25 protein-coding genes are annotated in these 26,497 nt (G+C 44.4%); 13 read left to right on the top strand and 12 right to left on the bottom strand.

The features are described from left to right. Positions 1 to 19 precede the first annotated feature (19 nt). Entirely contained in the window at positions 20 to 913 is an 894-nt protein-coding gene (locus ACFSRY_RS09730) for an NAD(P)/FAD-dependent oxidoreductase (protein WP_377506113.1), read from the bottom strand. Positions 914 to 1,189: 276 nt separating this feature from the next. Between ACFSRY_RS09730 and ACFSRY_RS09735 the strand changes: the two genes are divergently transcribed. Both ACFSRY_RS09735 and ACFSRY_RS09740 read left to right on the top strand, forming a co-directional pair. Then, a complete protein-coding gene (locus tag ACFSRY_RS09735; RefSeq protein ID WP_377506116.1) occupies positions 1,190 to 2,437 on the top strand; it encodes an OmpP1/FadL family transporter in 1,248 nt (415 codons plus the stop codon). A gap of 15 nt (positions 2,438 to 2,452) precedes the next feature. Continuing rightward, positions 2,453 to 3,898 carry an SGNH/GDSL hydrolase family protein gene (locus ACFSRY_RS09740; RefSeq protein WP_377506119.1) on the top strand — a complete coding sequence of 482 codons (1,446 nt, stop codon included), beginning with the start codon at positions 2,453 to 2,455 and terminating at the stop codon, positions 3,896 to 3,898. Between the two features lie 76 nt (positions 3,899 to 3,974). On the opposite strand, the gene polA is transcribed toward ACFSRY_RS09740, so the two are convergent. Further along, entirely contained in the window at positions 3,975 to 6,824 is a 2,850-nt protein-coding gene (gene polA / locus ACFSRY_RS09745; protein ID WP_377506122.1) for a DNA polymerase I, read from the bottom strand. A gap of 326 nt (positions 6,825 to 7,150) precedes the next feature. Here polA and ACFSRY_RS09750 point away from each other — a divergent pair, with 326 nt between their 5' ends. The 3 genes from ACFSRY_RS09750 (at position 7,151) to ACFSRY_RS09760 (ending at position 9,332) form a co-directional block, all read left to right on the top strand. Next, the gene (locus ACFSRY_RS09750; protein WP_377506125.1) at positions 7,151 to 7,513 is read left to right on the top strand and encodes a hypothetical protein; all 363 of its coding nucleotides are present in this window, start codon (positions 7,151 to 7,153) and stop codon (positions 7,511 to 7,513) included. 35 nt (positions 7,514 to 7,548) lie between these two features. Beyond that, positions 7,549 to 7,767: a hypothetical protein gene (locus tag ACFSRY_RS09755; RefSeq protein WP_377506128.1), complete on the top strand. Its 219-nt coding sequence runs from the start codon at positions 7,549 to 7,551 to the stop codon at positions 7,765 to 7,767. Positions 7,768 to 7,964: 197 nt separating this feature from the next. After that, the gene (locus tag ACFSRY_RS09760) at positions 7,965 to 9,332 is read left to right on the top strand and encodes a sigma-54-dependent transcriptional regulator (protein WP_377506131.1); all 1,368 of its coding nucleotides are present in this window, start codon (positions 7,965 to 7,967) and stop codon (positions 9,330 to 9,332) included. Positions 9,333 to 9,337: 5 nt separating this feature from the next. Here the strand turns inward: ACFSRY_RS09760 and ACFSRY_RS09765 are convergent, their stop codons facing one another. After that, on the bottom strand, positions 9,338 to 11,956 hold the full coding sequence (locus ACFSRY_RS09765) for an ATP-binding protein (protein WP_377506134.1): 2,619 nt from the start codon (positions 11,954 to 11,956) through the stop codon (positions 9,338 to 9,340). Between the two features lie 236 nt (positions 11,957 to 12,192). Here ACFSRY_RS09765 and ACFSRY_RS09770 point away from each other — a divergent pair, with 236 nt between their 5' ends. Beyond that, positions 12,193 to 12,798: a hypothetical protein gene (locus ACFSRY_RS09770; protein WP_377506137.1), complete on the top strand. Its 606-nt coding sequence runs from the start codon at positions 12,193 to 12,195 to the stop codon at positions 12,796 to 12,798. A 93-nt stretch (positions 12,799 to 12,891) separates the two neighbouring features. On the opposite strand, the gene ACFSRY_RS09775 is transcribed toward ACFSRY_RS09770, so the two are convergent. From ACFSRY_RS09775 to ACFSRY_RS09785, 3 genes are all read right to left on the bottom strand, one after another. Next, positions 12,892 to 13,674, bottom strand: a complete 783-nt coding sequence (locus ACFSRY_RS09775; RefSeq protein ID WP_377506140.1) for a TPM domain-containing protein — start codon at positions 13,672 to 13,674, stop codon at positions 12,892 to 12,894. Between the two features lie 6 nt (positions 13,675 to 13,680). Next, positions 13,681 to 14,118, bottom strand: a complete 438-nt coding sequence (locus tag ACFSRY_RS09780) for a TPM domain-containing protein (RefSeq protein ID WP_377506143.1) — start codon at positions 14,116 to 14,118, stop codon at positions 13,681 to 13,683. 64 nt (positions 14,119 to 14,182) lie between these two features. Beyond that, positions 14,183 to 14,761, bottom strand: coding sequence for a LemA family protein (locus ACFSRY_RS09785; protein WP_377506147.1), 579 nt, complete (start codon positions 14,759 to 14,761; stop codon positions 14,183 to 14,185). Between the two features lie 227 nt (positions 14,762 to 14,988). On the opposite strand from ACFSRY_RS09785, the gene ACFSRY_RS09790 reads away from it, so the two are divergent. Further along, positions 14,989 to 15,990, top strand: coding sequence for a sugar phosphate nucleotidyltransferase (locus ACFSRY_RS09790; protein WP_377506150.1), 1,002 nt, complete (start codon positions 14,989 to 14,991; stop codon positions 15,988 to 15,990). Positions 15,991 to 15,999: 9 nt separating this feature from the next. On the opposite strand, the gene ACFSRY_RS09795 is transcribed toward ACFSRY_RS09790, so the two are convergent. Continuing rightward, complete coding sequence (locus ACFSRY_RS09795; protein ID WP_377506153.1) at positions 16,000 to 16,656, bottom strand: 2OG-Fe(II) oxygenase; 657 nt, start codon at positions 16,654 to 16,656, stop codon at positions 16,000 to 16,002. Positions 16,657 to 16,917: 261 nt separating this feature from the next. Between ACFSRY_RS09795 and ACFSRY_RS09800 the strand changes: the two genes are divergently transcribed. From ACFSRY_RS09800 to ACFSRY_RS09815, 4 genes are all read left to right on the top strand, one after another. Further along, the gene (locus ACFSRY_RS09800) at positions 16,918 to 19,113 is read left to right on the top strand and encodes a prolyl oligopeptidase family serine peptidase (protein ID WP_377506156.1); all 2,196 of its coding nucleotides are present in this window, start codon (positions 16,918 to 16,920) and stop codon (positions 19,111 to 19,113) included. Positions 19,114 to 19,242: 129 nt separating this feature from the next. Further along, positions 19,243 to 19,710, top strand: coding sequence for a hypothetical protein (locus tag ACFSRY_RS09805; protein ID WP_377506159.1), 468 nt, complete (start codon positions 19,243 to 19,245; stop codon positions 19,708 to 19,710). 100 nt (positions 19,711 to 19,810) lie between these two features. Then, complete coding sequence (locus ACFSRY_RS09810) at positions 19,811 to 20,569, top strand: acyl-[acyl-carrier-protein] thioesterase (protein ID WP_377506162.1); 759 nt, start codon at positions 19,811 to 19,813, stop codon at positions 20,567 to 20,569. A 20-nt stretch (positions 20,570 to 20,589) separates the two neighbouring features. After that, on the top strand, positions 20,590 to 21,060 hold the full coding sequence (locus ACFSRY_RS09815; RefSeq protein WP_377506165.1) for a GNAT family N-acetyltransferase: 471 nt from the start codon (positions 20,590 to 20,592) through the stop codon (positions 21,058 to 21,060). A gap of 82 nt (positions 21,061 to 21,142) precedes the next feature. Here the strand turns inward: ACFSRY_RS09815 and ACFSRY_RS09820 are convergent, their stop codons facing one another. Then, on the bottom strand, positions 21,143 to 21,475 hold the full coding sequence (locus tag ACFSRY_RS09820; RefSeq protein WP_377506168.1) for a DUF4286 family protein: 333 nt from the start codon (positions 21,473 to 21,475) through the stop codon (positions 21,143 to 21,145). A 146-nt stretch (positions 21,476 to 21,621) separates the two neighbouring features. Between ACFSRY_RS09820 and ACFSRY_RS09825 the strand changes: the two genes are divergently transcribed. After that, a complete protein-coding gene (locus ACFSRY_RS09825; protein WP_377506171.1) occupies positions 21,622 to 22,134 on the top strand; it encodes a hypothetical protein in 513 nt (170 codons plus the stop codon). Positions 22,135 to 22,185: 51 nt separating this feature from the next. On the opposite strand, the gene ACFSRY_RS09830 is transcribed toward ACFSRY_RS09825, so the two are convergent. Further along, a complete protein-coding gene (locus ACFSRY_RS09830) occupies positions 22,186 to 22,734 on the bottom strand; it encodes a hypothetical protein (RefSeq protein ID WP_377506174.1) in 549 nt (182 codons plus the stop codon). A gap of 178 nt (positions 22,735 to 22,912) precedes the next feature. Then, complete coding sequence (locus ACFSRY_RS09835) at positions 22,913 to 24,157, bottom strand: MFS transporter (protein WP_377506177.1); 1,245 nt, start codon at positions 24,155 to 24,157, stop codon at positions 22,913 to 22,915. 137 nt (positions 24,158 to 24,294) lie between these two features. On the opposite strand from ACFSRY_RS09835, the gene ACFSRY_RS09840 reads away from it, so the two are divergent. Then, a complete protein-coding gene (locus ACFSRY_RS09840; RefSeq protein WP_377506180.1) occupies positions 24,295 to 24,927 on the top strand; it encodes a YdeI/OmpD-associated family protein in 633 nt (210 codons plus the stop codon). A gap of 64 nt (positions 24,928 to 24,991) precedes the next feature. Here ACFSRY_RS09840 and ACFSRY_RS09845 read toward each other — a convergent pair whose 3' ends face one another. Then, positions 24,992 to 25,552 (bottom strand): hypothetical protein, encoded by a 561-nt coding sequence (locus tag ACFSRY_RS09845; RefSeq protein ID WP_377506183.1) that lies wholly within the window; start codon positions 25,550 to 25,552, stop codon positions 24,992 to 24,994. 139 nt (positions 25,553 to 25,691) lie between these two features. Next, entirely contained in the window at positions 25,692 to 26,252 is a 561-nt protein-coding gene (locus ACFSRY_RS09850) for a hypothetical protein (RefSeq protein WP_377506186.1), read from the bottom strand. Between the last annotated feature and the right edge of the window lie 245 nt (positions 26,253 to 26,497).

Consider the following 26,497-nt stretch of genomic DNA (forward strand, 5'->3'; position numbering starts at 1 on the left):
GGCTTACAGGCCGGCAATCTTATTTCCTTTCTTCTTTCTGTAGTTCCATGTTTATGGCAACGCCAGCCTTGGCACCCTCTGCGGCAGCCACAATCACTAACTGAACATCCCTGTCCGCGTCGCCGGCTACATACAAGCCGGGGATGTTTGACTGCTGAAGGCGACGGGTTTTGATGATTCCTTTGCTGGTGAACTCACATCCCAACTGCTCCCCTAAATCGCATTGCTGCACAGTACCTGTAGAGAAGAACATCGCTTGCTGTTCACGTTCCTCCCCATCCTGAAGAATAATACGTTGTAGCCTGCCCTCTTTCCCCTGCAAACGGGCTATGGCTTTGGTGCAGACCTCTACTTCGTTGCGGCTCAACAGTTCTAAGTCTTTTCGATTCAGTTTGCTTGTGCCATCCGTGTAAAGGGTAACCTTGTCACTCCAGTTTTTCATGGCAAGAGCCTGCCCGATCCCTTTGCGGTCCTGTCCATAAACTGCAATGGCCATGTCTTTGGATTCCCACCCATCACAATAGGGGCAATGGTGTATACTCTTGCCATACATTTCTTCAAATCCTTCCAGGTCTGGGAGGATGTCCCGTAATCCCGTTGCCAGTATTAGCTTGCGCGAACGGTGAACGGTGCCTTCTGTATCATTCACAACAAAAGCCCCTTTACTATAAGTGGCAGAGGCTACTGTTTTGTTAAAAATATCTACATTATACTTCTTCAGTTCTTCTCTTCCTTTGTCCAAAAACTCTTTTGGGCTCATCCCGTCACTGCTCAGGAAGCCGTTCATAGCCACAGCCCATCTGTTTCTGGGCTTGCCATTATCAAAGATGACTACTTTACGCCTCGAACGTCCTAATATCATCCCGGCATTCATGCCAGCCGGTCCTCCTCCTATTATAATAACATCGTACATATATGTCCTTTTCTATGAAAGTATCATAACGTAAGGCAGCTTTATAAGATAGAGAACAATAAGATAAAAAATTACACTTGTTCAATAATTGCGGGTGCTTTATAAACTGAATCGGCTTTCCAGATAAAATGTGGCGGAACTTTTAGCCAATTTCCATCATTTTCGACTCATATTAAAAAATATTTGAAAAAAGGGAAGATAGTAGGTATGCCGAGTATGATTAATTTCTATATTTGTTTAGACGTATTATCACCCTAAATTCAAAATTGCGTTTTTATGAAAAGTAAAATCTTAGCCTTACTAGGTGGTGCACTTTTATCAGGCACAGCGATGGCCGGAGGTTACCAGGTTAACCTGGCGAGCCAGCGACAAATAGGTATGGGCCACACTGGTACAGGTATTCAGACTGGTACTTCCAGCATTTTCTTCAACCCTGGTGCTATGAGCTACCTTCGTGAGAACGGAGTGACTTTGGGGGCCAGTGCGATCAACTCAAAAATAGCATTCCGTGCTTTAGAGGCAACAACCTCTACAGCTGAGGCTGATAATGACTTTGGTACTCCTTTCCAGGTTTATGCAGTTTATGGCATAAACGAAAAGTTAAAAGTAGGCCTTGGTGTTTATACTCCGTTTGGCAGTGGCGTAAGATGGGGAGATGAGTGGCGGGGGCGCTATAACCTGAATGAAATTGACCTTAAAGCCGTTTTCTTTCAGCCAACCATTAGCTACCAGATCACTGATAAGATTGGAGTGGGAGCGGGCTTGGTAATAGCTACAGGCGCCGTAAACCTGCAGCGTGTATTACCTTTACAGAATCAGGATGGCACTGAGGGTGGTATAGAGCTAGATGGTGGTGCAAACACTGCTTTTGGATTTAACGCTGGCATTTATTTCCAGCCAACAGAGAAGTTTTCATTAGGACTGAGCTACCGTTCCAAAGTGGACCTTGAAGTTGAAGATGGAGATGTTAATTTTAGCAATATACCTGATATAGCAAAGCCTCTCTTCCCGGATGGTACTACCTTCTCGGCAGAATTACCAATGCCTTCTACCATATCACTTGGTATTGGCTACAGACCAAGCGAGCGCCTGACATTGGCAGCAGATGTGAGCCGCGTTGGCTGGAGTGCTTATGAAAAACTTCGGTTTGACTTTAGCCAGGCAGTAGGGCGTCCAGCGCCTGAAGGTCTTGTATCTGAGAGCGACAGAAACTATGAAGACGCTATGATTTACCGTATAGGTGGAGAATACATGGCAACAGATGCACTTGCTGTGCGTGCTGGTGCTTACTATGACCAGACTCCTGTACAGGATGGATACCTGACTCCAGAAACTCCGGATGCTGACTCCAGAGGTCTTTCTGTCGGTCTTGGTTATACCATCTCTAATTTTGTTATCGATGCCTCTTTCCTTTATATCAACAAAAAGGAGAGAACAGACACAGCAGAATTATCAGGTAGTACTGCCGGAACTTTTAAGTCAGTTGCTTACATTCCTGGTTTAGGTGTAACTTATAAATTTTAATTTTTCAAAATAGTCATGAAAAAGTACTTATATAAATCAAGCGTACTAGCCCTGTTTGCTAGTGTGTTGCTTACAAGCTGCGACCCTGAAGTAGATGCACCTGCAGCAGTATCAGGTCAGGCAGATTTTTCTTCTTACCTTGCTGTTGGTAACTCTCTGAGCGCTGGGTATGCTGATGGTGGATTGTATCGTGAAGGACAGTTGACTTCTACTCCCGCAATACTGGCACAACAATTTGAAGTGGTTGATGGTGGAGAATTTGTTCAGCCTCTGTTCTCTGAAGCTCAAAGAAATGGCTCTGGCTATCTCCGCTTAGTCGGCTTCACTCCTCAGGGTACTCCTATTACTGCGAAAGTAACTACAGACCTTGCAGTACGTGGTGTAAATGACAAGGGTATGCCGCTTTACACTAAGTTCACTGGTACTATTAACAACTTAGCTGTTCCAGGCATTAGAGTAGCTGATGTTAAGACGCCAGGATATGGTAGTGTTCAAGGAAACCCTTTCTTTGAGCGCCTGACAGATAACCCAATGCAGACATACCTGCAATTTGTACAGGAGAAGGCGCAGGCTGTTAGCCATACTTTCTTTAGCTTATGGATGGCTGAGAACGATGTACTGGCTTATGCAACTTCAGGTGGTGCGTTTTCAGGTGGTGCATTAAATTCTGATGCCCAGAAAATTACACCGGTACCTACTTTCGATGAGAATTTCTCTGCTTTAGTGAATGTGTTAACTGCTGACGGAGAAGAAGGTATTCTGGTTACGATTCCAGATATTACTGCTATCCCTTTCTTTACTACAGTAGGAGGCTCTGTAAAGCAGTTGCTTGCTGCTAATAACATACCCGGTTTAGTTGCCCTTACAGGTTCTGGTAGCTCCCGTATTCAGATTGGAACAGCTCAGATAAATGCGGCACAGAACGGTGTTTTCTTTCCACTGACTGCCTCTACTTATGCTCCTTTGGTTGGTCAGCCAACAGGTAGATACTGGAGAGAATTAGCTCGTCAGGTTAGCCCAAGTCAGGATCCTGTTATTGTAAGAGGTACATTAGCGTCTTTGTTAGCAAACTATCAGGTTGATACAACTGCAATGTTTGGTCTTTCTGCTGGAAACCCGCTTCCAAGTGCTTTAGTGCTTGATGCAACAGAGCAGCAAAACATTAAAACAGCAACTACTGCTTTTAACAATATCATCAGAGCGCAGGCCGAAGCAAAGAATCTTGCCCTTTGGGATGCACATACGTTCTTCAATAACATCAAAGGTGGCTTCTCAAGAAACGGAGTTTCTTATTCTCCTGCTTACATTACAGGTAACCTGTTTTCTCTGGACGGTATTCACCTAACGCCTAGAGGTAATGCGATAGCTGCAAATGAGATGATAAAAGCCATCAACAGCAAGTATGGCTCTAACGTGCCTTTAGTTGATGAAACACAATACAGAACAGTGTTGCTACCATAACTTTAGCTTACACAAATTGAAAAAGCACCTCCGCAAGAGGTGCTTTTTTTATGTCCTATACCATCATATATAATCCTTAATGTGCTTCCAGCCAATTATCGCCTACGCCCAGGCCTACCTCCATTGGTACGCTCAGGGGTAGCGCATTGGTCATGAGCTCCACAATTTTTGGGGTTACGATCTCTATTTCCTCTTTGGGGGCATCAAACAGCAATTCATCATGCACCTGTAGGATCATGCGTGTTTGCAGCTTCTCCTGCTGCAGGTAGTCATGTATGTTGATCATGGCTATTTTTATAATGTCTGCAGCGGTGCCTTGAATAGGAGCGTTAATGGCGTTTCGTTCAGCAAAGGCGCGAACTGTCTGGTTGCGGGAGTTAATGTCACGCAGGTATCTACGGCGACCTAAAACGGTTTCAGCGTATTCCAACTCCCGTGCTTTTTCCACTGCTGTGTCCATATACTCCTTGATGGCAGGAAACTCCAGGAAGTAAGCTTCAATGATATCAGCAGCCTCACGGCGAGGTATAACTAAACGTTCTGCAAGACCGAAAGCAGAGATGCCGTAGATGATACCAAAGTTTACCATTTTGGCTTTACGGCGCATTTCACTGTCTACTTTATCAAGCGGGACATGAAACACTTTGCTTGCAGTAGAAGCATGAATGTCTATGCCGTTCCTAAAGGCTTCTTTCATGGTAGGATCACCGCTGAAATCAGCCATAATACGGAGCTCTATCTGAGAATAATCAGCAGAGATGATCTGGTGTTTGTTGTTGCGAGGCACAAAGGCTTTTCGTATTTCGCGGCCACGCTCCGTACGGATAGGGATGTTCTGCAGGTTTGGGTTCGTAGAGCTTAACCTACCTGTTGCAGTAACCGCCTGGTTAAAGGAGGTGTGCACCCGTCCGTCCAGCTCACAAACCAGCTGAGGCAGCGCATCCACATAAGTGGATTTTAGCTTGCTCAGCTCCCGGTGTTCGAGGATCAGGCGGATAATCTCATGTTCGTTTGCCATTTTGGAAAGGATCTCCTCTCCTGTAGCATATTGTCCTGTCTTCGTTTTCTTAATCTTGGATTTCCCGTGCAGCTGTAGCTTATCGAAAAGTATCTCCCCCAGTTGTTTCGGTGAACCTATGTTGAACTGCTCACCAGCTATATCAAAAATACGCTTTTCTATGTTGATGATCTCGCTTTCAAGTTGTGTGGAGAAATCTGCCAGTGCATCAGAGTCTATGCTTATTCCCTCCTTCTCAATACCAGCAAGCACCTGCACCAGTGGAGTCTCTACACCCTGATACAGTTTCATGAGCCCCTGTTCCTGTAGCAGTGGCTCAAAGTACTGCTTTAACTGTAAGGTTATGTCAGCATCTTCGCAGGCATAATCCTTCACCTCTGCTGGCTCCAGGTCGGCCATGGTCTTCTGGTTCTTACCTTTAGGACCAATCAATTCTGTGATCGGGATGGGGCTGTAGTTGAGGTATGTTTCTGCCAGCACATCCATGTTGTGGCGCATCTCCGGCTCCAGGAGGTAATGTGCCAGCATGGTGTCAAAAATAGGTCCCTCTACTTTTACCCCATAGCTTTTCAAAACCAGAATATCATACTTGATGTTCTGGCCGATCTTTGCAATGGTAGCATTTTCAAGTACATCCTTAAACTCCTCAACTATCCGCTGCGCCTCTTCCAGGTTATCGTGAGGTACTGGCACATAATAGGCTTCTCCCGGGCGGTAGGAGAACGACATACCAACTAAAGCGGCCGTGATAGGATCTATGCTTGTTGTTTCAGTATCAAAAGATATTTCATCCTGCATCAGCAGGTATTTTATGAGGCTTTCCCGTAAAGCGGGCGTATCGATCAGGTGGTAGTGTTGTAGCGTAGTTTTAAAGCTGCGCATTAAAGTTGGGGCTGCCTCTCCTTCAATAGCTTCTGTGGTGGCTGTTGGAGCAGCTGCAGTATCAAACAAAGAAGTCTGGTTATCTGCCGCTGCTTTACCTTTACGGGCAGGCCTGGCAGCAGGGGCTGTAGTAGCAGAGGCTAAAGTTTGTCCAAATACGCGTTGTGCCAGCTGCCGGAATTCCAATTCTGCAAAGAGCTCCGTCACTTGCTCTTCGTTTGGTCCGTCATAGTGCAGGGCATCTTCGCTAAACTGTACAGGTACATCACGGTGAATCGTTGCCAACTCTTTAGACATTAGTCCCTGGTCGGCAAATTTTTCCACGTTCTCCTTCTGCTTTCCCTTTAGCTGGTCTGTGTTGGCTATAAGATTCTCTACAGTGCCAAAGCGCTGGATCAGCGATTTAGCTGTTTTCTCACCAATGCCAGGTATGCCAGGTATATTGTCCACAGCGTCGCCCTGTAGGCCCAGTATATCTATTACCTGCTCTACACGCTCGATCTCCCACTTCTCTAATACTTTCTGCTCATCCCACACTTCGATGGCATTACCCATAAAAGCAGGCTTGTACAGGAAAATGTGTTCGTTCACCAGCTGGCAGTAGTCCTTATCGGGTGTCATCATATAAACATCGAACCCTGCCTTGTCCGCTTTACAGGCCAACGTTCCAATTATATCATCAGCCTCATAACCATCCATGATTAGTACTGGAATATTAAAGGCCTCCACAATTTTCTTGCAGTAAGGTATGGCGATCGATATATCCTCAGGCTGTGCCTGCCGGTTTGCTTTATAATCGGCAAAGCTATCGTGCCGGAATGTCTTTGCGGCGGAATCAAAGGCAACACCAATATGAGTAGGTTTTTCCTTTTGTAATACCTCCACAAGGGTGTTGGTAAAGCCTAGCGCAGCGCCAGTGTTCATGCCTTTAGAGTTGATGCGCGGATTTTTGCTGAAGGCAAAGTGCGCCCTGTAAATCAGTGCCAGTGCATCTAGCAGGAATAGTTTTTTGCGTGGTTCACTCATGTGTTAAAGGTAACTAATTTTGAGCAACCTTTTTAAAGAGATGAAGTCGCTTATGGGATTTTGGTTGTAAAAGAGGAGCCTTTGATCAAGAGATAAGTGTTTGCTGAGAGTGCCCACTTTGTAGCGCAATTCCACAAAGTGTGGAAATATTCTACACTTCTTTCAGCTGCACTATATGGAGTAAATAATAATAAAATATATAAAAGTCTAGTTTTCAATATTTTGTGATTGTGTTGTGATCTCTGGCATGGTTATGTCATATAGGTGGATGACCTTAATGGTTAAAACATCTCACTTTAAGCACGCATTAGTACAAAAAATAAAACATGAAAAAGACAATTGTATTTGCCATTGCACTAGGCACCATTGGTGCATTTTCAACAGAAGCCAAAGCTCAATCCGATAAATTAAACTCTACTCAGCAGCCACAAACTATAGAGCAGACACAGCAAAATGACAAAAAGCAGCAAATTACAGCTGAGGCATTGCCGGAGCCTGTAAAGGAGATGCTTAAAAATGATGCTCTGAAAGATTGGCAAGTTAGTGAAGTGTATAAAGTAGCTCCAGACGCACAGGTTACAGATGCTAAAGCTACTTATGAAATACATTTCACTAACGCCGAGCAGAAAAAAGCTATTGCCCGATTTGATGAAGAGGGTAAAGTGATTGCTGGCAAAGAAGGAAAATAAAATAGATATTTTTTAAAGCATTAATAAAATAGTTCATGAGAAAAAAGGATGTGTTAGCTGCAGCTTTTGCTCTTTACGGCCTCACTTTTGTGGCGGATGTTCAGGAGCAAAATGTGGCCAGGCAAAATGCTCCGCCTGGAGAGCAGGAGCAATTAGCAAAACAGGTATCAGGTGAGCAGCTGCTAAGTAAATTTAGTGCAGCCTCTACCGAAGAAAATCTGACAGTCAGGAATGATCAAAGATTTGTCTGGTAGAGCTGATTGAAGGCTAATGCCATTCTTATATAAGTTATTAAGGAAAAGCTTCTGTTGGCGCGGGAGCTTTTCTTTTTTTTTATGCTCCTTGAAGTAAGTAAAATTCGTGTGAAAGAAGAACGAACAAATCTGCGCTCTTAGTCGTTACAAAGTAGCCCTTGCAGCCAGAGTACGGGCTGTGGAAAAGTGAAAGTACTATGCCAAGAATCCTCCTGATAGATGATGATCCAGCTTTTTGCCTGATGCTGAAAGCATTCTTGCAGCGGCACCAGTACGAAGTTGAAGTAGCCTACACAGCCCATGAAGGGCTGCAAAAAGTTAAAAATAACTCCTTTGATTTAATTCTTACGGACTTTAGGCTGCCCGACAAGGATGGCCTGGAGTTAATGATGCAAATAAAGATTCTCTCAGAAGATATGCCTGTAATTCTGATGACACATTATGCTGATATCAGAACAGCTGTGAAGGCAATAAAGATGGGAGCTTTTGAGTATGTTACCAAACCTATCAACCCTGACGAAACACTGCTTCTGGTGCAGAATGCGCTTCAGAAGAGGATAAGTGAAAACCAAAAAGAACCTGCGGTAACAAGTGCAGAATTTGTACATGGACAGAGTGAGCAGGCAGCCCAGATAGAAGAGTTTATATCATTGGTGGCACCTACAAACCTTTCTGTAATCATTGAGGGGGAGAGTGGTACCGGTAAAGAGTATGTAGCCCGTACCATACACCAAAACAGCAAACGCCATGACAAAACCTTTGTAGCCATAGATTGCGGTGCCCTCTCGAAAGAATTGGCTGGGAGCGAGCTGTTTGGCTATGTGAAAGGAGCGTTTACTGGTGCCGATAAGGACAAACAAGGGCAGTTCGAGGCGGCAGAAGGGGGTACATTGTTCCTGGATGAGATCGGGAACCTGCCCTATGAAGTGCAGGTAAAACTTCTGCGGGCACTGCAGGAGCGCAAGGTGAAGAAGATTGGCAGTACCGTTGACCTGGATGTGGACGTACGTGTTATTGCTGCAACAAATGAGGATCTGGCGCAGGCCGTAAGTAACGGTTTGTTCCGAGAAGATCTTTACCACCGCCTAAATGAGTTTAAGATTAATATCTCTCCTTTGCGGGAACGTGATGGAGACATTGTGCTTTTTGCCAGGCATTTTTTGCAACAGGCAAATGAGGAACTGGAGAAAAATGTAGCGGGATTTGACGCTGCTACAGAATATGCGCTTTTGAAGTATAGTTGGCCCGGTAATCTACGTGAGTTAAAGAATGTAGTAAAACGTGCTGTGCTCCTGACAAGGAACACACATGTGGCACCAGAAGCACTCCCTTCAGAAGTAGTTAATTACAATCCCAAAACTGCGAGCCCGGAACAGGTTGAGTCAACAGGGGCCGATACTGCTGAGGGTACTAACCTGAAGAGTATTAACGAGCGTAATGAGCGTGAGCTTATCCTAAAGATGCTGGAGAAAGTGAAATACAACAAAGCTAAAGCAGCTCGTTTGCTGAACATCGACCGCAAAACCCTTTACAACAAGCTCAAGCTATATAACATAGAGGCATAGGTGACTTAAGCAGTTTCCTGTACAGTTTCTTTTATCTGCACTAGTTCGCACTGTAGCGCCAGAAGTACGGCTTTTACCTTTATGGTTGTATCGGCTACAACTTCGGACAATTTTGATTTATCAACTGTTGCTTCCGGAGAATGCAAAACCTGTTCCAGCCTCTCTAGCCCTGGAGTAACAGTAGCCGACTGCAGGTGTTTGAAGGCAGTAAGCATTTTATGGGCAACGTTTGCCACTTTTATCCAGTTCTCCTCTTTTGCGGCAACCTGTAGCTGATCAAGATTATCATTCTGGTCATTCAGCAACACCTCCAGAACTGCAGCTAATGTAAGGTTATCGTCGCCTGTAAAGAGGCGCATCTCATGCAGGCTGTAGAGCTCGCTTTGTGGCTTTGGCTGCATGTTCTGATTGGGGTCAACTTCAAGCTCTTCTGTAGGTGTTGTAGAAGGGAGCATAGAAAGTGGTAACACCTCCTGTAGCTTCTGGTGCAGCTCCATTTCAGTATAAGGCTTTAACAAATGCCCGTTAATTGACGAACCTTTAAAGAAGTCAGGGTCATTACTAAGAATATTCGCTGACACAGCAAGAATAGGCACTTCTTTATCGTACTTTCTGATAGCCCGTGCTACTGTTTTACCGCTTACTCCCGGTAGCTGTAAATCAGTTAATATAACATCATACCTGTTCTCTTTTGCCAGTTCCAGTGCTTCCTGGCCATCATTCGCTAAATGTACCAGCATGCCCCATCTGCTCAGTATAAGTTCTCCCAGGGTGCGGCTATAGGCATCATCATCAATTACCAAAGCACGAAGCCCTTGAAACGACTCCTGCGCCGGTACTTCTTTTGCCATCATACCTATTGTTTCCTGCGCTTTTTGCAGTGGTAGTACCAACGTAAAAGTAGTGCCCTGGCCTTGCTCGCTCTTTACAGTGAGTGTGCCTCCCTGCATATCCACCAGTTTCTTACTGATCGATAGTCCAAGGCCTGTGCCTCCATACTTCCGAAGAATAGAATCGTCAGCCTGGTTGAATTCCCCAAATACGTGCTGTACCTTGCCAGCCGGAATACCTATGCCCGTATCAGACACCGTGATACATGTTACAATGCGGTTACGGCGCTGTTTCTGGAGCTTAACATTAATGCTTACCTGTCCCTGGTGCGTAAACTTAATTGCGTTATCCACCAGGTTAAACAGCACCTGCCTGATACGAAGTGCATCTCCTACTAAAGTATCTGGCATACTGTCTTCCATACGGCAGAGGAAATCAACATTCTTGCTTGATGCTTTAAGCAAAAATGCCTGCTTTACCTCTGTCAGCAGTTGCTGCATGCTAAAAGTAGTGGAGTTGATGTTTAGCTTGCCCGCTTCCATTTTAGAAAGATCCAGCACATCGTTAACGATATGAAGCAGGTGCTGTCCAGCGCCATTGATAGCCTGTACATGCTCCTGTTGCTGTGCCTCTAAGGGAGCGTGATGTAATTGCTGTGTGAAACCAAGTATAACGTTCAAAGGTGTTCGCATCTCATGGCTCATGTTAGCCACGAAAGCTTCTTTTGCCCTTGCGAGCTGTACTGCTTCCTTCTGTGCCTTTATAAGGCTGTGCCTATACCTGTTGCTGCGGGAGATGTCGCGCAGGATGAGGACAATAAAAGCTAACCCGCCGCCCAGGCCGGCTACTCCGATCAGCAACAGTACCATAGAAGTATCTCTTGCCACTACACGTGCTTTAGCAGAATTCTCTACTGACTGCTCAAGTTCGTGACGCTCCAGGTCGTACATCATGTTTCGGATCTGGTCCATTATCTGCTTATCCTGCTGTAATAGTGCCAGCTCCTTTACCTGTAACTCTTCTGCTTTTTGTTCTGCTTCGCGCTGTACATTGTGTAAGATCCGCCGCACTTTAGCTAGCGGAGCCACAGGAGAAGTTGCTACACTGGTATCTACTTTTACTTCGCGCGTCACATTTATTTCTGGTATTATAACAGCAGGAGGCGTTTGTGGCTCCTGTTTGTTTTTTTCTTTGCGAGAGAAAAGTTTACCCAGAAAACTTTTCTTTTCTTCCGGCTCTTCATCTTTCGGTCTATCTTCCTCCTCTTTTAAAGAAAGTTTGTCTGAGATAGTAGTGGTGGTATTTTGTTTTATGGTGGTGGAAAGAGGCTTTTCTTCTGCTGAGGAAGCAATTTGGCGCATAGCTTTTGCAGATAGATTAAGATTTTGCTGCTCCTTCTTTAATGCGATAAAGTTTTGCAGGCTTTCTTGCTTTTCCTGCAGTAAGCTGGAAACGGAGTCCACCTGAGCAAGTTCGTGGGGATTATCATCCATTAAAGCCTCCAGTGTATCCAGCTGCTCTTCTATGGAAGTCAATTGGTTTAGGTATGCATTAAAATGCTCTTCCTTAGTAGTAAGTGTATAAGCACGAATAGAGCTTTCTGCAGCAGATATCGTAGCTAACGTGTGCTGTAAACTGCTGAGCTTCCTGTTTGGCTCTGAAAGCACATCTACTGAGTGTAGCAGCTTTGTAAAGCTGGCATAGGTAAGATATATAGCGAATACCACTATGCTTAAAGCAAGGCCAAACCCGACTATAACCTTTGCTTTAATGCTGTCTCCAAACAACTTCATGTATAACCCTTCCCTTGACTAATCGTTTTCTTGGTAAAAGATAAAATACTACAACGCTTTCCAACTTAAAATGATTACAAAACTCATAAAAAGCACCATTATTTGTTTTAACTCATATATAGTATTTAAACAATATTAAATTTATATATCCATATATTTTCTATTTACGTTTAAATATTTCGAAGATGAAATATATAGAAAGTTCCTCTGTGAGTTATAAAATGTAAAAGTGAAATATGGCTTTGTATGTAAGAAATTTACTATTAGTTGTTTTGTGCCTGATTGTGACAGGCTCATGGGCGCAGGATGTTATTGTTAAAAGGAATGGAGAGCAGGTTGTAGGCAGAATAGTCAACTTAAGCGCTGATTCTGTACACTACCGGTACTTTAGTGATCAAAACGGACCTCTTCTGGCGATGTCGAGGCAGGATGTTGCACACTTGAGGTTAACCGTGCCCGAAAATCCTGAGAAATTGGCAGAGCAGACTTATGTTGACGAGAAGACAACTGTTGTTGAACAAGCAGAATTACGACTGCAGGCCAAGTTAGACGCCAACGCCTATTATAAAGCGAGAGGCGTTTTCTGGACAACTATGGGGTCTACCATTATGCACCCGGCAGCAGGTCTGGTGACAGGTGCGGTTATCTCAGCAGTATCACCAAACATCAATTCAGACTATAATCCAAACAGACACCTTCTAAAAGAGCCTGTGTACCGTGAAACATTCCTGAAACAAGCCCGAAAACGCAAAATAGGTAAAGCTGCTGCAGGATTCGGGGCTGGTGCGGCTGTGATCAGCGTTGTGTACATGGCCGTTATTATCAGTATAATGGGAGGTTGATATACAATACTCCTTAAGAGAGATAACAAAAAAGTGCGGCAGGAATCGTTGAATCGGTTCCTGCCGCACTTTCTATTTACAACGTCTACTTATTTACCAGCTGCTACTGGCGCCTCCTCCTCCGAAAGAACCGCCTCCAAAGCCGCCGAAGCCACCTCCTCCGCCGCCGCCTCCAAACATGCCTCCGCCAGAACGGAATGTGCCAAAGCCACCTGGTACTATCACCGGACCACCAAAAGTGCGGGAGTAGCCTCTGCGGCCACCTCTTCCTCCGCCCCCTCCCATTCTGGAAAGTATAAAAACAACCAGGATCACAATGATGATTATGAATAATATAGAAGGGCCTCCTTCTTCCTCTCCGTCTCCCATCGCATTAGGGTCTGCCTGGTAAGCGCCGCTTGCTAGGTCGATAATAAGGTTGGTGGCCCGGTCAAGCCCCTGGTAAAACTGGCCTTGTGAAAAGGCCGGCTTCAAGGTGCGCTCCGTAATACGCTTTGCCAGGGCATCGGGCACATAAGCCTCCATGCCATAACCGGTTTGGATAGAAACTTTCTTTTGCTCTTTTGCTACAAGTATAATCAGGCCGTTATCATTCTTCCCGGTGCCAACACCCCACCTTTCACCAAGTTCAGCAGCATATTGGTTAGGATCATAACCACCAATAGAGTTTAATGTAACAATAGCTATCTGAGTAGAAGTTGTGTCGTTGTAATTTTTCAGCTTCTCCTCAAGCGCACTTTCTTCCTCGGCTGTAAGCATGTCCGCCATGTCGTTAACGAGGCGTGGCGGGTTGGGCCTTGGTGGGAAATCGCTGTTCTGACCAAATGCTAAAAAGCAAAAAAATAAAAAGGAGGTAAATAGAATTGAATGCTTCATGTATAGTTATTCTCCGAACGACACATCATCGTTCAGTTCATTTATATCTCCGTGGCGGTCGTAAGGGAAGTGAGCTTTCAGCTGCTCCCCGGCCATCAGAATTCCTTTAGACAGGCCTTCTGCGTACTGCTTTTGCTTAAAGTGTCTGATTACCTCTGCTGTAATGTCTTCCCAGAAATGATCAGGTACAGTGGCGTTTATTCCAGCATCACCAAGCACGGCAAATTCATGATCTTCCAGGGCTACATAAAATAGAACACCATTACGCTGCTCCGTTTTGTGCATATGCAGGTCTGCAAAAACTTCTGTGGCGCGGTCTAAAACATCGCCCTCACAGTTGCTTTCAACATGTACCCGTATCTCGCCTGATGTGTTCATTTCAGCCTCTTTGATAGCGGCCTTTATTTTTTCCTCATCAGCAGGAGTTATCGTGTCTCTAGGCATAAGTGTGGTTGTTAGTAATTACTTATTGTACCTGTGTAGCGTAACCAACAGTTGGCAAGGTAAATTAAAACTCTACAGTCGGAGCCGTCTGAGCACCGGCATCGGCCTCAAAGTAACCCTTCTTATCAAAGTCAAACATGCCAGCCACCATATTGTGCGGGAATGATCGGATATAAGAGTTATAGTCCTGCACCGTCTCGTTAAATTTTCTGCGTTCAACAGATATCCGGTTTTCTGTTCCCTCCAGCTGCGCCTGTAACTCCAGAAAGTTTTGGTTGGCTTTTAGTTCCGGATATCGCTCTACTGAAACCAACAGCCTGCTTAAGGCACTGCTAAGTTCTCCCTGTGCCTGCTGAAAGCGTTGTATGTTTTCAGGAGAAAGATTATCAGGGCTAATATTAACACTAGTTGCTTTAGCGCGCGCCTCTATTACATCTGTAAGAGTTTCTCTTTCGAAATTGGCAGCACCTTTCACAGTATTAACAAGGTTGGGTACCAGGTCGGCTCTGCGTTGGTATGCGTTCTGCACATTGGCCCATGCTGCCTCCACAGTTTCGTCCTTCGCTACCATTGTGTTGTAGCCGCAAGAGGATTGAGACGCAAGTATAACAAAGCCAATAAGGTAAAAAAAAAGTTTTTTCATGGTTAAAAGTATAGTTGTTTTGTACGTTTTGAATTGCCCGCAGGCCCTATGAGTACGAATTTAGTAAACTCATGTTAGGAAAGGTGGGTAAATATGGAAAAATTAACAGTTCCCTATGTTTATTGCGTTATAACATTAGGTGTAGTCGCTTGTTTAGCTCAATAACCCCCGGGTTAGCTTTTTATTATATGGAAGAAAATCAATATATTGCGGGAAAAGTATAGTGTATGAAAGCAATTATACCTGTTGCAGGAGTTGGTTCAAAGCTTAGGCCGCACACGCACACGCAGCCTAAATCGTTGGTGCCCGTAGCAGACAACACTATACTAGGGCATATCATTGAAAAGCTTCTGGAAGCGGGCATAGATGACTTTGTCTTCATTATCGGCTACCTGGGGGAGAAAGTAGAGCGTTATGTTCGGCAGAAATATCCGGCCATAAATGCTGAATTCGTGGTGCAGGAGCCCCGGGAAGGTCTTGGCCATGCCCTTTGGATTGCCCGCCACACTTATGAGCACGATGATAGTGTGCTGATCATGCTCGGCGATGCCATTGTAGATGTGGACCTTAAAGCTGTAATAGCAGCTCCCACTTCTGTACTTGGTGTTAAGAAAGTTGCAAAGCCGTCTCTCTTTGGTGTAACCGAAGTAGGCAATGATGAATATGTTGTTAAGGTGGTTGAAAAACCGAAGATACCAAAGTCTAACTTTGCTCTTGTAGGTTTATACAAGATACTCAACCCTAAAAAGCTTATTGCTTCTCTGGAACATATTATTGTTGAAGACCAGAGAACTCAGGGCGAATATCATCTGACAGATGCCTTGATGCACATGATCAAGAGCGGCGAGAAAATGGTGCCATGGAACGTTGACCACTGGTTTGACTGCGGCCGGAAAGATACACTTTTGCAGGCTAACGCTACATTGCTTGCCCGCCCAAAGTTTCGTGACCGGGACTACAGCAAGATGTGCCCTGGCTGCATCATTATTCCTCCCGTGAGCATTGGTCAGGATTGCACGATCACAAACTCTATCATTGGCCCTAACGTAGCGATCGGCGATAACACGACCCTTACTAGTTGCATCCTTAGCAACTCTATTATTGGTTCTTTCTCAGAACTACGGTATGCAGTTATGGAAGATTCTATTATCGGCAGCGACGCCTCCTTCAAAGGCTTTAGCCACAGCCTGAACATCGGCGATAGCACGGAGATCAATTTTGGTCAGTAAAGCTCTCCTCTATAAAAACGTAAGCTCTTTCAGCTGGTCCAGCATCCAGCCCGTAAGGCTGTAGCGGTGACGGGTGGCCGCTAAGACTTCATGCGGAATCAGGTCAGCCCGAAAACATGCTAAACGGCCTGCTATAGGTAAAATGTCTACCTCTTCCTCAGAGCCGTCCTGCTTCGGCAAGTATAAGCGCAGGTTTCCACCATGCTCCGGCAGCCAATCCTCATTCAGGTAGCAGATGAAAGACAGGCGCCGGTGATCATTTGCTTGAAACTGATCAATGTGGCGTTGGTAAACGGTACCTGGGGGGTATACTGTAAAATGGAATTCATAATCCTTCAGCCCAAGAAAGCAGGTGCGGTTAATGTAGCGCATTACCTCATTCATACGATCCAGGAACACCTGTGTAGGCGGTAATGCCTGCGAAGGCTCAATCCAGCGGATATAATCACCACGAACCTGTTTGTCCACTGTAAACTGATCTGCTGAGCCTATGCCTGCTTTTTTAAATGTACCCTGTTCCTGGTGGTGCGTTAGTACCTCCAGGAGGTTCTTTACCTCGTGTGGCTCAAGGAAATTATCTACAATAGCATATCCTTTTTCAGACAGCCTGTCAGCTATCTGCTCATATTTCTGCAGCAATCTTTCGTCTTCCAGTTCTTCTATCATAAGCCAGTGTTGCTAAGACCTTTTATACTTATATCGCCCCCCTGTGGTTCGATACAAAAGCGGGCAAAAGTACTATAATAAACTTTAGCGTAAGCTTGTTCTGGAATAAGAATTTTTAGCACGAAATTAGCTGAGTATTAACCTATACTGGGATAATTAGTGATGTCTGCCAGACTTAAGGATGTGCAACTCTTCCTATTTTTACGTAACTTGGTTAATTGCTTTATCAATACACTTAAACGTTTATAAGGCTAAGCCATCATGAAAAAAACAACAGTTTTACTGCTTGCCGGCGGCTTAACAGCTGTATCGGCTTGCAAATCATCACAAAACGATACAACTGCCACAGGCATGACTACAGAAACAACTACAGCCGCTGTAGAGGCTGAAAAAGACTTGGATTTAGATTACCCTGAAACAAAGAAAATGGATCAGGTAGATGATTACTTCGGAACGAAAGTAGCAGACCCCTATCGTTGGCTCGAAACACATACGGAAGAGGTAGATGAGTGGATAGAGGAACAGAATGAGGTAACACAGGAATACCTTAGCGACATTGACTTCAGGGACAAGATCAAGAGTCGCCTGACTGAGATCTGGAACTACCCGAAGTATGGCGCTCCGTTCAAGGAAGGTGGAAAGTACTATTTCTTCAAAAACGATGGTTTGCAGAACCAGAGTGTGCTGTACGTGCAGGAATCACTTAATGCAGAGCCAAAAGTATTCTTTGACCCGAACAAGCTAAGCGAAGACGGTACAGTGGCACTTACTGCCCTACAGTTCTCCGAAGATGGGAAGTATGTGGCCTATGGTACATCAAGCGGCGGCTCAGACTGGAACACTTACCACGTTATGGAGACTGCAACCGGTAAGAAGCTGGATGACCAGGTTGAGTGGGTAAAGTTCTCCGGCCCGAGCTGGTATAAAGATGGTTTCTTTTATAGCCGTTATGAGGCACCAACCGAAGGTAACAAGCTGGCAAATAAGAACGAGTATCATAAAGTATACTACCACAAAGTAGGCACTCCGCAGAGCCAGGACCAACTGGTGTATGAAGATAAAGCGCATGCGCTTCGTAATTTCTATGGACAGACAACTGACGATGAACGCTTTCTGGTCCTGAATGCTTCGGAGGGTGCCAGTGGTGCTAATGCACTGTATTATAAAGATCTCAAAGATCAGAAGTCGACAATCAAGCCAATTATTGACAACTTCGAGAGCGAGTACAATGTAGTGGATAACTTCGGTGATAAACTGCTGGTGATGACAAATAAGAATGCGCCGCGTTACCGCCTGGTGATGATCGACCCAAAGAAGCCACAGGAGCAGAACTGGAAGGTAGTGGTGCCTGAGTCTGACAAAGTGATTCAAGGTGTTTCCTCAGTGGGAAACAGAATTATTGTTACTTACATGAAAGACGCTACCAGCCAGGTAGTAGTGTACGACCAGAACGGGAAGCAGTTGAACGAAGTGCAGCTGCCAACGCTGGGTACGGTAAGCGGCTTTAGCGGCGATAAAAATGATAATGAGGTGTTCTTTACCTTTACATCGTTCACCTATCCACCTACTATTTACCGCTATGACATCCCGAACAACAAGGTAACGCAGTTCCGCAAAACAGAAGTGAATGTGAATACTGATGCCTTTGAAACGAAGCAGGTGTTCTATACCTCCAAGGACGGCACTAAAGTTCCGATGTTCATTGTGCATAAGAAAGGGCTGAAGCTTGATGGTAATAACCCTACTTACCTTTATGCTTATGGAGGTTTTAATATATCCCTGACACCAAGCTTCAGCATTGCCAATATGCTATGGCTGGAGAATGGTGGTGTGTATGCAATGCCTAACTTGCGCGGAGGTGGTGAGTACGGCGAAGAATGGCACAAAGCCGGTATGACGCCGAACAAACAGAACGTGTTTGACGACTTTATTGCTGCTGCTGAGTACCTGATCGATCAGAAGTATACATCTTCAGAGAAGCTGGCAGTAGCAGGTGGTTCTAATGGGGGCCTGTTGGTAGGTGCCTTCATGACACAGCGCCCTGATCTGGCAAAAGTGGCTATTCCTGCTGTAGGGGTTATGGACATGCTGCGTTTCCACAAGTTCACTATTGGTTGGGCCTGGGTGCCAGAATATGGTTCTTCAGACGAACCAGCACAATTCAAGAACCTATATACTTTCTCGCCGCTGCACAATATTAAAGAAGGCGTGAAATATCCGGCAACACTGGTAAAAACAGCAGATCATGATGACCGGGTAGTTCCGGCACACTCTTTTAAATTCATCTCTGAACTACAGGAAAAAGGAGCCCCTGGCAATCCATACCTGATAAGAGTAGATGTTCGTGCAGGGCATGGCGCCGGTAAGCCTACCTCCTTGCTTATACAGGAGTATGCTGATACGTATGCCTTCATCTATAAAAACATGGGTGTGAACCCATACCAGGCACAACAATAAACAAGTATAATCTGCCATTATACTTTAGCCGCACTGCCTGCTTGAGGTAGTGCGGCTGTTTTTAGCAGTATTGCAACTGGTTTAAATTAATATTTTTATATATTAGAGAATATTATAAAGCCACAACTTATGGAATCCAGTTTTTACGATAATAGTCCCAATTCACAATTAATACTTGTTAACAGTGACTCAGTCAGCTTTTTAAGTAGCGCAGCAAAATGGGGTAAGTTTTTGGCTATTGTTGGCTTTGTGGTGATTGGGCTTACAGTGCTCTTCGCCTTCTTTGCAGGATCGTTTTTCAGCCCAATGATGAATGAAATGGCAGGAGGTGCAGGGCTTGCCGGAGGAGTTTTCTTTGCCATGTTCTACCTGCTTCTTGCCCTGCTTTACTTTTTTCCGGTATTATACCTGTACCGTTTTTCAGCTAAAATGCAGGATGCGCTGCGCCTTCAAAGTGAAAATATAATTGCTGAGTCGTTTAAAAACCTAAGGTCACTGTTAAGGTTCATGGGCATATTAACAATTGTCTTTTTTGGGCTTTACGCTCTGGGGCTGGTATTTATGATGATAGGATACAGTGTTGGTTCTATGATATAGTTTCCGTAGCACTACAAACAAAACAAAAGGCACACCTTGTACAAGGTGTGCCTTTTGTTTTGTTTTCTTTTAACTTAGCGAGCAGCAAAAGCCAGCAGCTATGAAATCAACAGGAGGGATAACGGAATTTAAAATACGTTCCAGTGAGATAGATCATAAAGGACGATCGACTTTACCGGCTTTAGTTGGGTACATGCAGGAGGCGGCCTGGGAAAATACCTTTGACTTAGGAATTTCCATGTATGAACTGCTGGAGCGAGGCTTAACGTGGGTACTGCAGCGGATACGAATAGAAATGTTTGATTATCCGCGACATGGCGAAAGTATAAAGGTAGAGACATGGGCCTCGGGCAGAGAGCGCGTTTTTCTGCACCGGGACTTCAGGATTTATGGTTCTGGAGGAGAGCTGTTGGGGCAGGCAACTAGTGTGTGGCTGGTGATGGATGTAGTAAAACGCCAGTTGGTATCGGTGCCGGATTTTATTTTGGCAGTAGAAATAGTACAGGGAAAGGAGCCTCTGCCCTTTGCAAAGGGAAAGCTTCCGCAACTACAGGAGACAGCTTTTTCACAGAAGATGGTAGTACGCTGGCACGACATTGACCTGAACAGGCACGTGACGAATACACGCTATCTACAGTGGGTGCTGGACACCTTGCCGACAGAGATTTTAGAGCAGGACTTGCAGGAAGTAGACATTATTTTCAGGGCTGAATGCTTACTGGGTGATACTGTTCTTTCAGAGGCAGGGCCCGGGGATGGTGCAGGCGTAAATCTGCACAAACTTAGCAGCGAGAAAGCCGGTAAAGAGCTGGTTCAGGCCAAAACGGTTTGGAAGAGCCAGGGGTATGATAATTTATAAGAATCAGAGATAAAATTTAAATGATACAAATAAGAAAAGGAATCATTGATGACCTGCCTCAGGTACTGGGATTAATCCAGGAGCTGGCAGAGTATGAGCGTGCGCCGCAGGAAGTTACCATTACATTAGAAGAGCTGCAGCGGGATGGATTCGGTGAGAACCAGATTTATAAATTTTTTGTAGCTGAGTCTGACAGTGCGATTGTTGGTATGGCTCTTTACTATACCGCCTACTCTACCTGGAAGGGCAAAACTACCTATCTGGAGGATCTTGTAGTGACGGAGCAGTTACGGCGTAGCGGTATTGGCAGAAAGCTGTTTAACGCTGTAGCACAGGAAGCTAAAGAAACAGGTGCAAAACGGTTTAGATGGCAGGTTCTGGAGTGGAATGAGCCGGCGATTGCGTTCTATAAAAAGATTGGCGCTGAACTTGACGCAGAGTGGATTAACTGTACAATGACAGAGCAGCAGATACAAAACTATATTGCCTGATTATACTAAAGAAGGCTAAGATGAAGGAGCCGTTGACGCAGTTTAATAAACTATGTGTCAACGGCTCCTTCGTTTTTAATCATTACTTTTCATCAGTGCGTTCTACATTTATTCCTACAACTTCCAGCATAGTTCTGAATGATGCGTATTTGCCCGCATATCGTTCGTTTACTTTCTGCTGTAGTTCGGGAGAGTGCTCCCGCTGGTACTCCTGTAAATCCTCTACACTTCTGCAGGTGTATTGTACTGCATAGGTCATGCCTCCTGTATCCTCTTCTCCCATTACCCGGCAAATCTGATTACCTAAAAAATAGCCGGTTGCCATTACCTCTGGTATGTGAACTTCTTTCATCCACTGCAGCCACTCCTCGGCTACATTGGTGTCAATACTTACAGTTACATTATATAATATCATTCCCAAATTTAATAAATAGACTTCGCTTTGAAGGAATTACGTGTAAAATAGGGATACAGACCACTATAAAAATTTAACAGTGCCTGATACAGGGCTAATTTTGTTTATAATTCGTATAATTGCATATAATTAATCTAATTTACACTATGAAAAAAATAACATTAGTTTTCTTCCTGAGTGCAGGTATGGGCTTAGGTATATTGCAATACACTGCTGTTGCAGGTCCTGCTCAGGTAACCGCAGCTGTTTCAAACATAAGCAAACATCCTACTGAAGAGAAGTACGACAGGATTATGGAGAAGTATGCTGTAGGGCTGAAGACAGCCTTTGCCGAAAAGGACGACAAGAAAGCCATTGTGATAATTAATAAAACAACGAATGAGTTTATAACAGAAATCGAAAAGATAAAGCCGGAATTGGAGCGATGGGTAAAGGGATTGACAGAAAAGGATAAGGAAGAGCTGGAGAAGCGAGCAGGAGAAAAGGCCTATTTGAAAACTATTTTCGAAATAATGTTTGATCCGGAAGTAGGTAAGCGTTTAGAGCAGAATCCTGAGCTAAAGAAAGCCCTGGATGCTGGTAATGAGAGAATGCAGGCGCTTGGCTTTGAAGATGAAAGTACGGAGGAGGAAGAGATAGAAGAGGAAGTAATAGATTAGAATAAAGCAGAGCGGGCTGTAAGGGTGATACAGCCCGCTCTGCTTTATCGTTTACTTACAACTCCAGCGGCCAAGTGTGCCATCGAAGTATCCATCCTCAGGCTGATAGGCAACCACAATTGGTGCGGCGCTGTGGTAAGGCTTCAGCTTTATTTCCCCTTCGTTAAGCTGTAAGAAAACAACGCCTTTCTCATCATATTTGGCCTGAAGAGTACCGGAGTTGTTTATCAGGTAGTTGTTATTCGTGTTTAGTCCGGTAGCAGTTAGCTCTGTTACCTCGTAAACTTTTGTCTTGGAGATCGCTCCTGATTTACTCAGATGTACTTTGTCTGAGCTTTCCAATTTTCCTCCTAACCAGAGATCTTCTCCAAGACAGTTAGAGGTGTTGGCAATCAGGTCGAAATATACCTCATCAGATGGCCTTTCTATGGCTGCCACAGTTACAGCAGTTACTTCTTTAGATGCCATGATTTCAGTTTCTGCCTCCGCTGTTTTCACTTCCTGTTCGATATGCGTAGAGCAGGAGCTAAAGATGAGCGCAAAGGAGAAAAGAACTAATAAAGTATAATCGGAAAATTTAAGTGTAGATGTTTTGTTCATAGGCAAGTAATATTTATAGTTAAACTCTATATTATATATACTTGCTGTGCAATATTTATGTTGTATTAAGGCCCCGGCCTTTGGTGATAGATGTCATCTAACAAGATGTTTGTTATCAGTTGTTTATGGTGTTAGACTGAGGGAGGCTTTCTGGCTTGTTTGTCTTGCCATAGCTTGGCTAAACTGGCTCCATGTAGTCCAAGTCTTTTGCGTAAGTTTCTTCCAGAGAAAGTATGGAAATGAGTGCCAGCACAAGGCTGATGCCCCCTAGTATCAAGGCTCCCGGAACAAGCCCAATTCCATCTTTTAAAAAGCTGAATGAAATGGTAAGTGGCACCACAGCTCCTCGTACAAAATTGGGGACTGTGGTTGTTACAGTCGCGCGTATATTGGTACCAAATTGCTCGGCAGCTATAGTGACAAATACTGCCCAGTATCCGCTGGCGAATCCAAGCGCAACACAGATAGTATAAAAGGTGTTTAGCTCAAAAGCGTGCCCCAGCAGGTAAACACCTACAAAAACAGCTGTTAAAAGTAGAAAAGCCACTACGATATAACGCCTGCTTTTAAACCTTTGACTTAAGAAGCCACTGGCAAAGTCTCCAAAAACAAGACCGAGGTAACAGAAAGAAACAGCTTTAGCCGCAGAGACCGTCTCTTCCATGCCAAGGGCTATGCCAAATTCTGGGGAGAAGGTTATTAGTATACCTACTACATACCAGATGGGCACACCAATTAAGATACACTTCAGATATTTCCAGAAGCGCCTGCCATTCGTAAAGAGGCTTACAAAATTTCCACGTGTAACATTTTGAGTCTTTTTGAGATTGTTGAACATTCCAGACTCATACACCCCAACCCGCAGGAACAGTAACAGCAGACCAAGTCCGCCACCAATGAAGTATGAGGTTCGCCAGCCGAAATATTCCCCCACTACTCCTGCCAGTATAGCGCCTGAAATACCTATGGTTGCCACCACCATAGTGCCGTAGCCACGCTTTTCCTTTGGCAGCACTTCAGAAACCAAGGTAATTCCTGCTCCCAGTTCACCAGCCAAACCAATACCTGCTATTAGTCTCAGGAAAGCATACATGGGTATGCTACTGACAAAGCCGTTCATGATGTTAGCTACAGAATACAGAAAAATGGACCCGAAAAGTACAGAGAGTCTGCCACGCTTATCACCAAGTATGCCCCAGGCTACTCCTCCAACGAGCATGCCGAGCATCTGCATGTTTAAAAGAAGCACGCCTTGCTCTAAAAGCTCGTTCTGTCCGGTAACTCCTAAATCCTGTAAGCTCGGTATACGAACAATGCTGAACAGTACGAGGTCATAGATGTCAACGAAGTAACCAAGTGCGGCAACAATTACAGAAGTGTTGAATAAATAGTGCTTTTGTTTCTTTTCGGATATTTCTGGCATAAGCATTCAGTTGTCTGTTGCTTAAATATAGTGTTTGTTGCATAATCCGGCAAGCGCACTTGTTTAGGCTTAGGTAAATGATGATTTTTAGTAGATTAGACTGTAAAAAGATTTCGAAGCTTAAGAAAGTAAATGCTATGACGGCAATTGGTAAGAAATTACAGCTGAAGAACGGTCAGTCTCTGCTCTTGGTAAATGCTCCTGAGTGGTTCGGCCAAAGCTTAGTAGCTGAAGGGCACAACGTAACCGTTGCTGATGAGGCACCCTCCATGGGTGCTTATGACGCGGTGCAGCTGTTTGTTCGAAGCAAAGAAGAGTTGGTGCATTTCGCACCGGAGGCAATTGCTTTGCTGAAACCAGGCGCTATGCTCTGGATTGCATACCCAAAGAAATCATCAGGTATAAAGTCAGACCTTACCCGCGATGAAGGGTGGAAACCTGTAGCAGAATTAGGTTTTGCGGGGGTAAGGCAAATAGCCATTGATGAGGCCTGGTCATCTTTAAGGTTTAAGCAAACATCTGAAAGGAAAGAAGCCTCCATGTTTGGAATAGACATTCCAGGTATAGATCGTAAAACAAAAACGGTTATACTACCGGAGGACATGACAAAAGCATTGAAGCAAGCAAATCTGGTGGAGGAGTTTAATAAGCTAGCCTTTACACATCGAAAAGAGTATGTGGTGGCAGTACTTGAGGCGAAAAGACCTGAGACCCGTTCCCGGCGGATACAGCAGGCAGTCGATTATTTGACAGGGAAGAGCAAAAAGTAAAGCAAGAAGGGAGGATCATACCATAATGATCCTCCCTTCTTGCTTTACCTAATTACTATCAACCTTAATTCTGGACATCAATCCAGTAGGTAGCGTTAAATACCGTTCCGTTCATGGAGGAGTTGCCCTTACTTTTTGCAACAAACAACTCCACATTAATCGCATCCATGCCCGCGGCATCAGTTTTAAATTTGGTTTTAAAACCTAGCGGTGTACCATCTGCCTTTTTATCTATGACAGAAACATCTACCTCTATTGTTGAGGTACTATTACTGTTCGCGAAATATTTAACGGTATAATAAGCCTCTTCCCTCTTAATTGCTTCATTCTGTTCCTGACGCACACCACCTTTATCAGAGAAAAAGGTAATAGTAGCATCATAAGTGGTATTGGCCTGTAGGATTATGTCTTCACGCTTAAATGTTCCATGCTCTCTTCCTGCATTATCCATAACAGTAGTGCTCATCGTAAAGCTTTGCGAATCTCCGCCTGCTTGTGGTGTAAGGGTAACAGTCATGCCATTAACAGGCACAACACTTAGGTTGATCTCTTGCTTTTCACAGGAGGTTAAAGTAAAAGCAGACATTAGTGCCAGGCTACCGATAAGTTTAGAAAAGAGCTTCATTGGATTGGGAAATTAAGTTGATGTATATCTGTATTAGTATACACTAATATTGTGCCGGAGAGAATATCTGCTTAGGGGCTAGAGCAAAAAAAATAGGCACTTTTTATAAGTGCCTATTTCTCAGAAAAATAAAATTTACCTATTGAATAACTACCGGGAAATCAGCTTCAACGTCAGTTTCTCCCTTCGTAATATCACTAGTGTTCCCTTTCAGGCCAGGTTGGTGCTTCAGCGTTACTTTCATTGTTCCAGAGCTGGCTGCTCCAGTAACGAAGGTTGCTTCTAACCCTATCGGACGGTTATTCTTATCTAGGTCTGTCTTAGACACTGTTAAATTCAGGCCAGAAGGAACTGTATAAAATAATTCATGCTCATCTCCCTCTGCCTCTATTTCTGGAGTAAGGTTTCCTGCTCCGTTTGGACTATCATCACTCACAGTGATCGTTGCAGTGTAGGTAGTATTTGGTACCAGGTTTAAAGTGCTTACTGTTGGGTCACTGCCTCCCGGACCATCAGGATCACTAAAAGTAGCTGATACTGGCTGTCCTTTACCTGCTTCAGGCTGTAAATTAATAGTAAGGGTTGTGATCAGTTCCTGTTCTTCTACCGGCTCCGGATCATCATCGCTACAAGCTGTGGTTGTGAACATCAAAGAACCCATCATAAGTAGTGCAAGATACGGTCTGAGTAATCTTTTCATAAGTTTAATATGTGGTTTACTGTAATCTGTGAACCCTTTTAACGAATAGAAATTAATTTATGCTATAATTTAAAAGTATTTTATATGCAGTCGCTACTTCTTTAATATATAGATACTTCATGTCTCGTCCTGAAATAAGTTGACGGATTTTAGACGAAATTACTCTTTAAACTGAGACCTCCAATGCGTTTGTGTTGGAGGTTTTCTTTTTCCACTGTTTTATTTCCAGTTCCTGCTGTCGGTGC

The sequence above is a fragment of the Pontibacter locisalis genome (genome assembly GCF_042684605.1).
GTDB lineage: Bacteria > Bacteroidota > Bacteroidia > Cytophagales > Hymenobacteraceae > Pontibacter > Pontibacter locisalis.

Bases quoted from the DNA above. Each gene is read 5' to 3' on its own strand.
- ACFSRY_RS09800 (WP_377506156.1), top strand. From the start codon at position 16,918: ATGAAAAAAACAACAGTTTTACTGCTTGCCGGCGGCTTAACAGCTGTA.
- ACFSRY_RS09785 (WP_377506147.1), bottom strand. From the start codon at position 14,761: ATGAAAAAACTTTTTTTTTACCTTATTGGCTTTGTTATACTTGCGTCT.
- polA (WP_377506122.1), bottom strand. From the start codon at position 6,824: ATGAGTGAACCACGCAAAAAACTATTCCTGCTAGATGCACTGGCACTG.
- ACFSRY_RS09740 (WP_377506119.1), top strand. From the start codon at position 2,453: ATGAAAAAGTACTTATATAAATCAAGCGTACTAGCCCTGTTTGCTAGT.
- ACFSRY_RS09835 (WP_377506177.1), bottom strand. From the start codon at position 24,157: ATGCCAGAAATATCCGAAAAGAAACAAAAGCACTATTTATTCAACACT.
- ACFSRY_RS09815 (WP_377506165.1), top strand. From the start codon at position 20,590: ATGATACAAATAAGAAAAGGAATCATTGATGACCTGCCTCAGGTACTG.
- ACFSRY_RS09845 (WP_377506183.1), bottom strand. From the start codon at position 25,552: ATGAAGCTCTTTTCTAAACTTATCGGTAGCCTGGCACTAATGTCTGCT.
- ACFSRY_RS09730 (WP_377506113.1), bottom strand. From the start codon at position 913: ATGTACGATGTTATTATAATAGGAGGAGGACCGGCTGGCATGAATGCC.
- ACFSRY_RS09795 (WP_377506153.1), bottom strand. From the start codon at position 16,656: ATGATAGAAGAACTGGAAGACGAAAGATTGCTGCAGAAATATGAGCAG.
- ACFSRY_RS09750 (WP_377506125.1), top strand. From the start codon at position 7,151: ATGAAAAAGACAATTGTATTTGCCATTGCACTAGGCACCATTGGTGCA.
- ACFSRY_RS09755 (WP_377506128.1), top strand. From the start codon at position 7,549: ATGAGAAAAAAGGATGTGTTAGCTGCAGCTTTTGCTCTTTACGGCCTC.
- ACFSRY_RS09830 (WP_377506174.1), bottom strand. From the start codon at position 22,734: ATGAACAAAACATCTACACTTAAATTTTCCGATTATACTTTATTAGTT.
- ACFSRY_RS09770 (WP_377506137.1), top strand. From the start codon at position 12,193: ATGGCTTTGTATGTAAGAAATTTACTATTAGTTGTTTTGTGCCTGATT.
- ACFSRY_RS09780 (WP_377506143.1), bottom strand. From the start codon at position 14,118: ATGCCTAGAGACACGATAACTCCTGCTGATGAGGAAAAAATAAAGGCC.
- ACFSRY_RS09825 (WP_377506171.1), top strand. From the start codon at position 21,622: ATGAAAAAAATAACATTAGTTTTCTTCCTGAGTGCAGGTATGGGCTTA.
- ACFSRY_RS09735 (WP_377506116.1), top strand. From the start codon at position 1,190: ATGAAAAGTAAAATCTTAGCCTTACTAGGTGGTGCACTTTTATCAGGC.
- ACFSRY_RS09840 (WP_377506180.1), top strand. From the start codon at position 24,295: ATGACGGCAATTGGTAAGAAATTACAGCTGAAGAACGGTCAGTCTCTG.
- ACFSRY_RS09790 (WP_377506150.1), top strand. From the start codon at position 14,989: ATGAAAGCAATTATACCTGTTGCAGGAGTTGGTTCAAAGCTTAGGCCG.
- ACFSRY_RS09805 (WP_377506159.1), top strand. From the start codon at position 19,243: ATGGAATCCAGTTTTTACGATAATAGTCCCAATTCACAATTAATACTT.
- ACFSRY_RS09850 (WP_377506186.1), bottom strand. From the start codon at position 26,252: ATGAAAAGATTACTCAGACCGTATCTTGCACTACTTATGATGGGTTCT.
- ACFSRY_RS09820 (WP_377506168.1), bottom strand. From the start codon at position 21,475: ATGATATTATATAATGTAACTGTAAGTATTGACACCAATGTAGCCGAG.
- ACFSRY_RS09765 (WP_377506134.1), bottom strand. From the start codon at position 11,956: ATGAAGTTGTTTGGAGACAGCATTAAAGCAAAGGTTATAGTCGGGTTT.
- ACFSRY_RS09760 (WP_377506131.1), top strand. From the start codon at position 7,965: ATGCCAAGAATCCTCCTGATAGATGATGATCCAGCTTTTTGCCTGATG.
- ACFSRY_RS09810 (WP_377506162.1), top strand. From the start codon at position 19,811: ATGAAATCAACAGGAGGGATAACGGAATTTAAAATACGTTCCAGTGAG.
- ACFSRY_RS09775 (WP_377506140.1), bottom strand. From the start codon at position 13,674: ATGAAGCATTCAATTCTATTTACCTCCTTTTTATTTTTTTGCTTTTTA.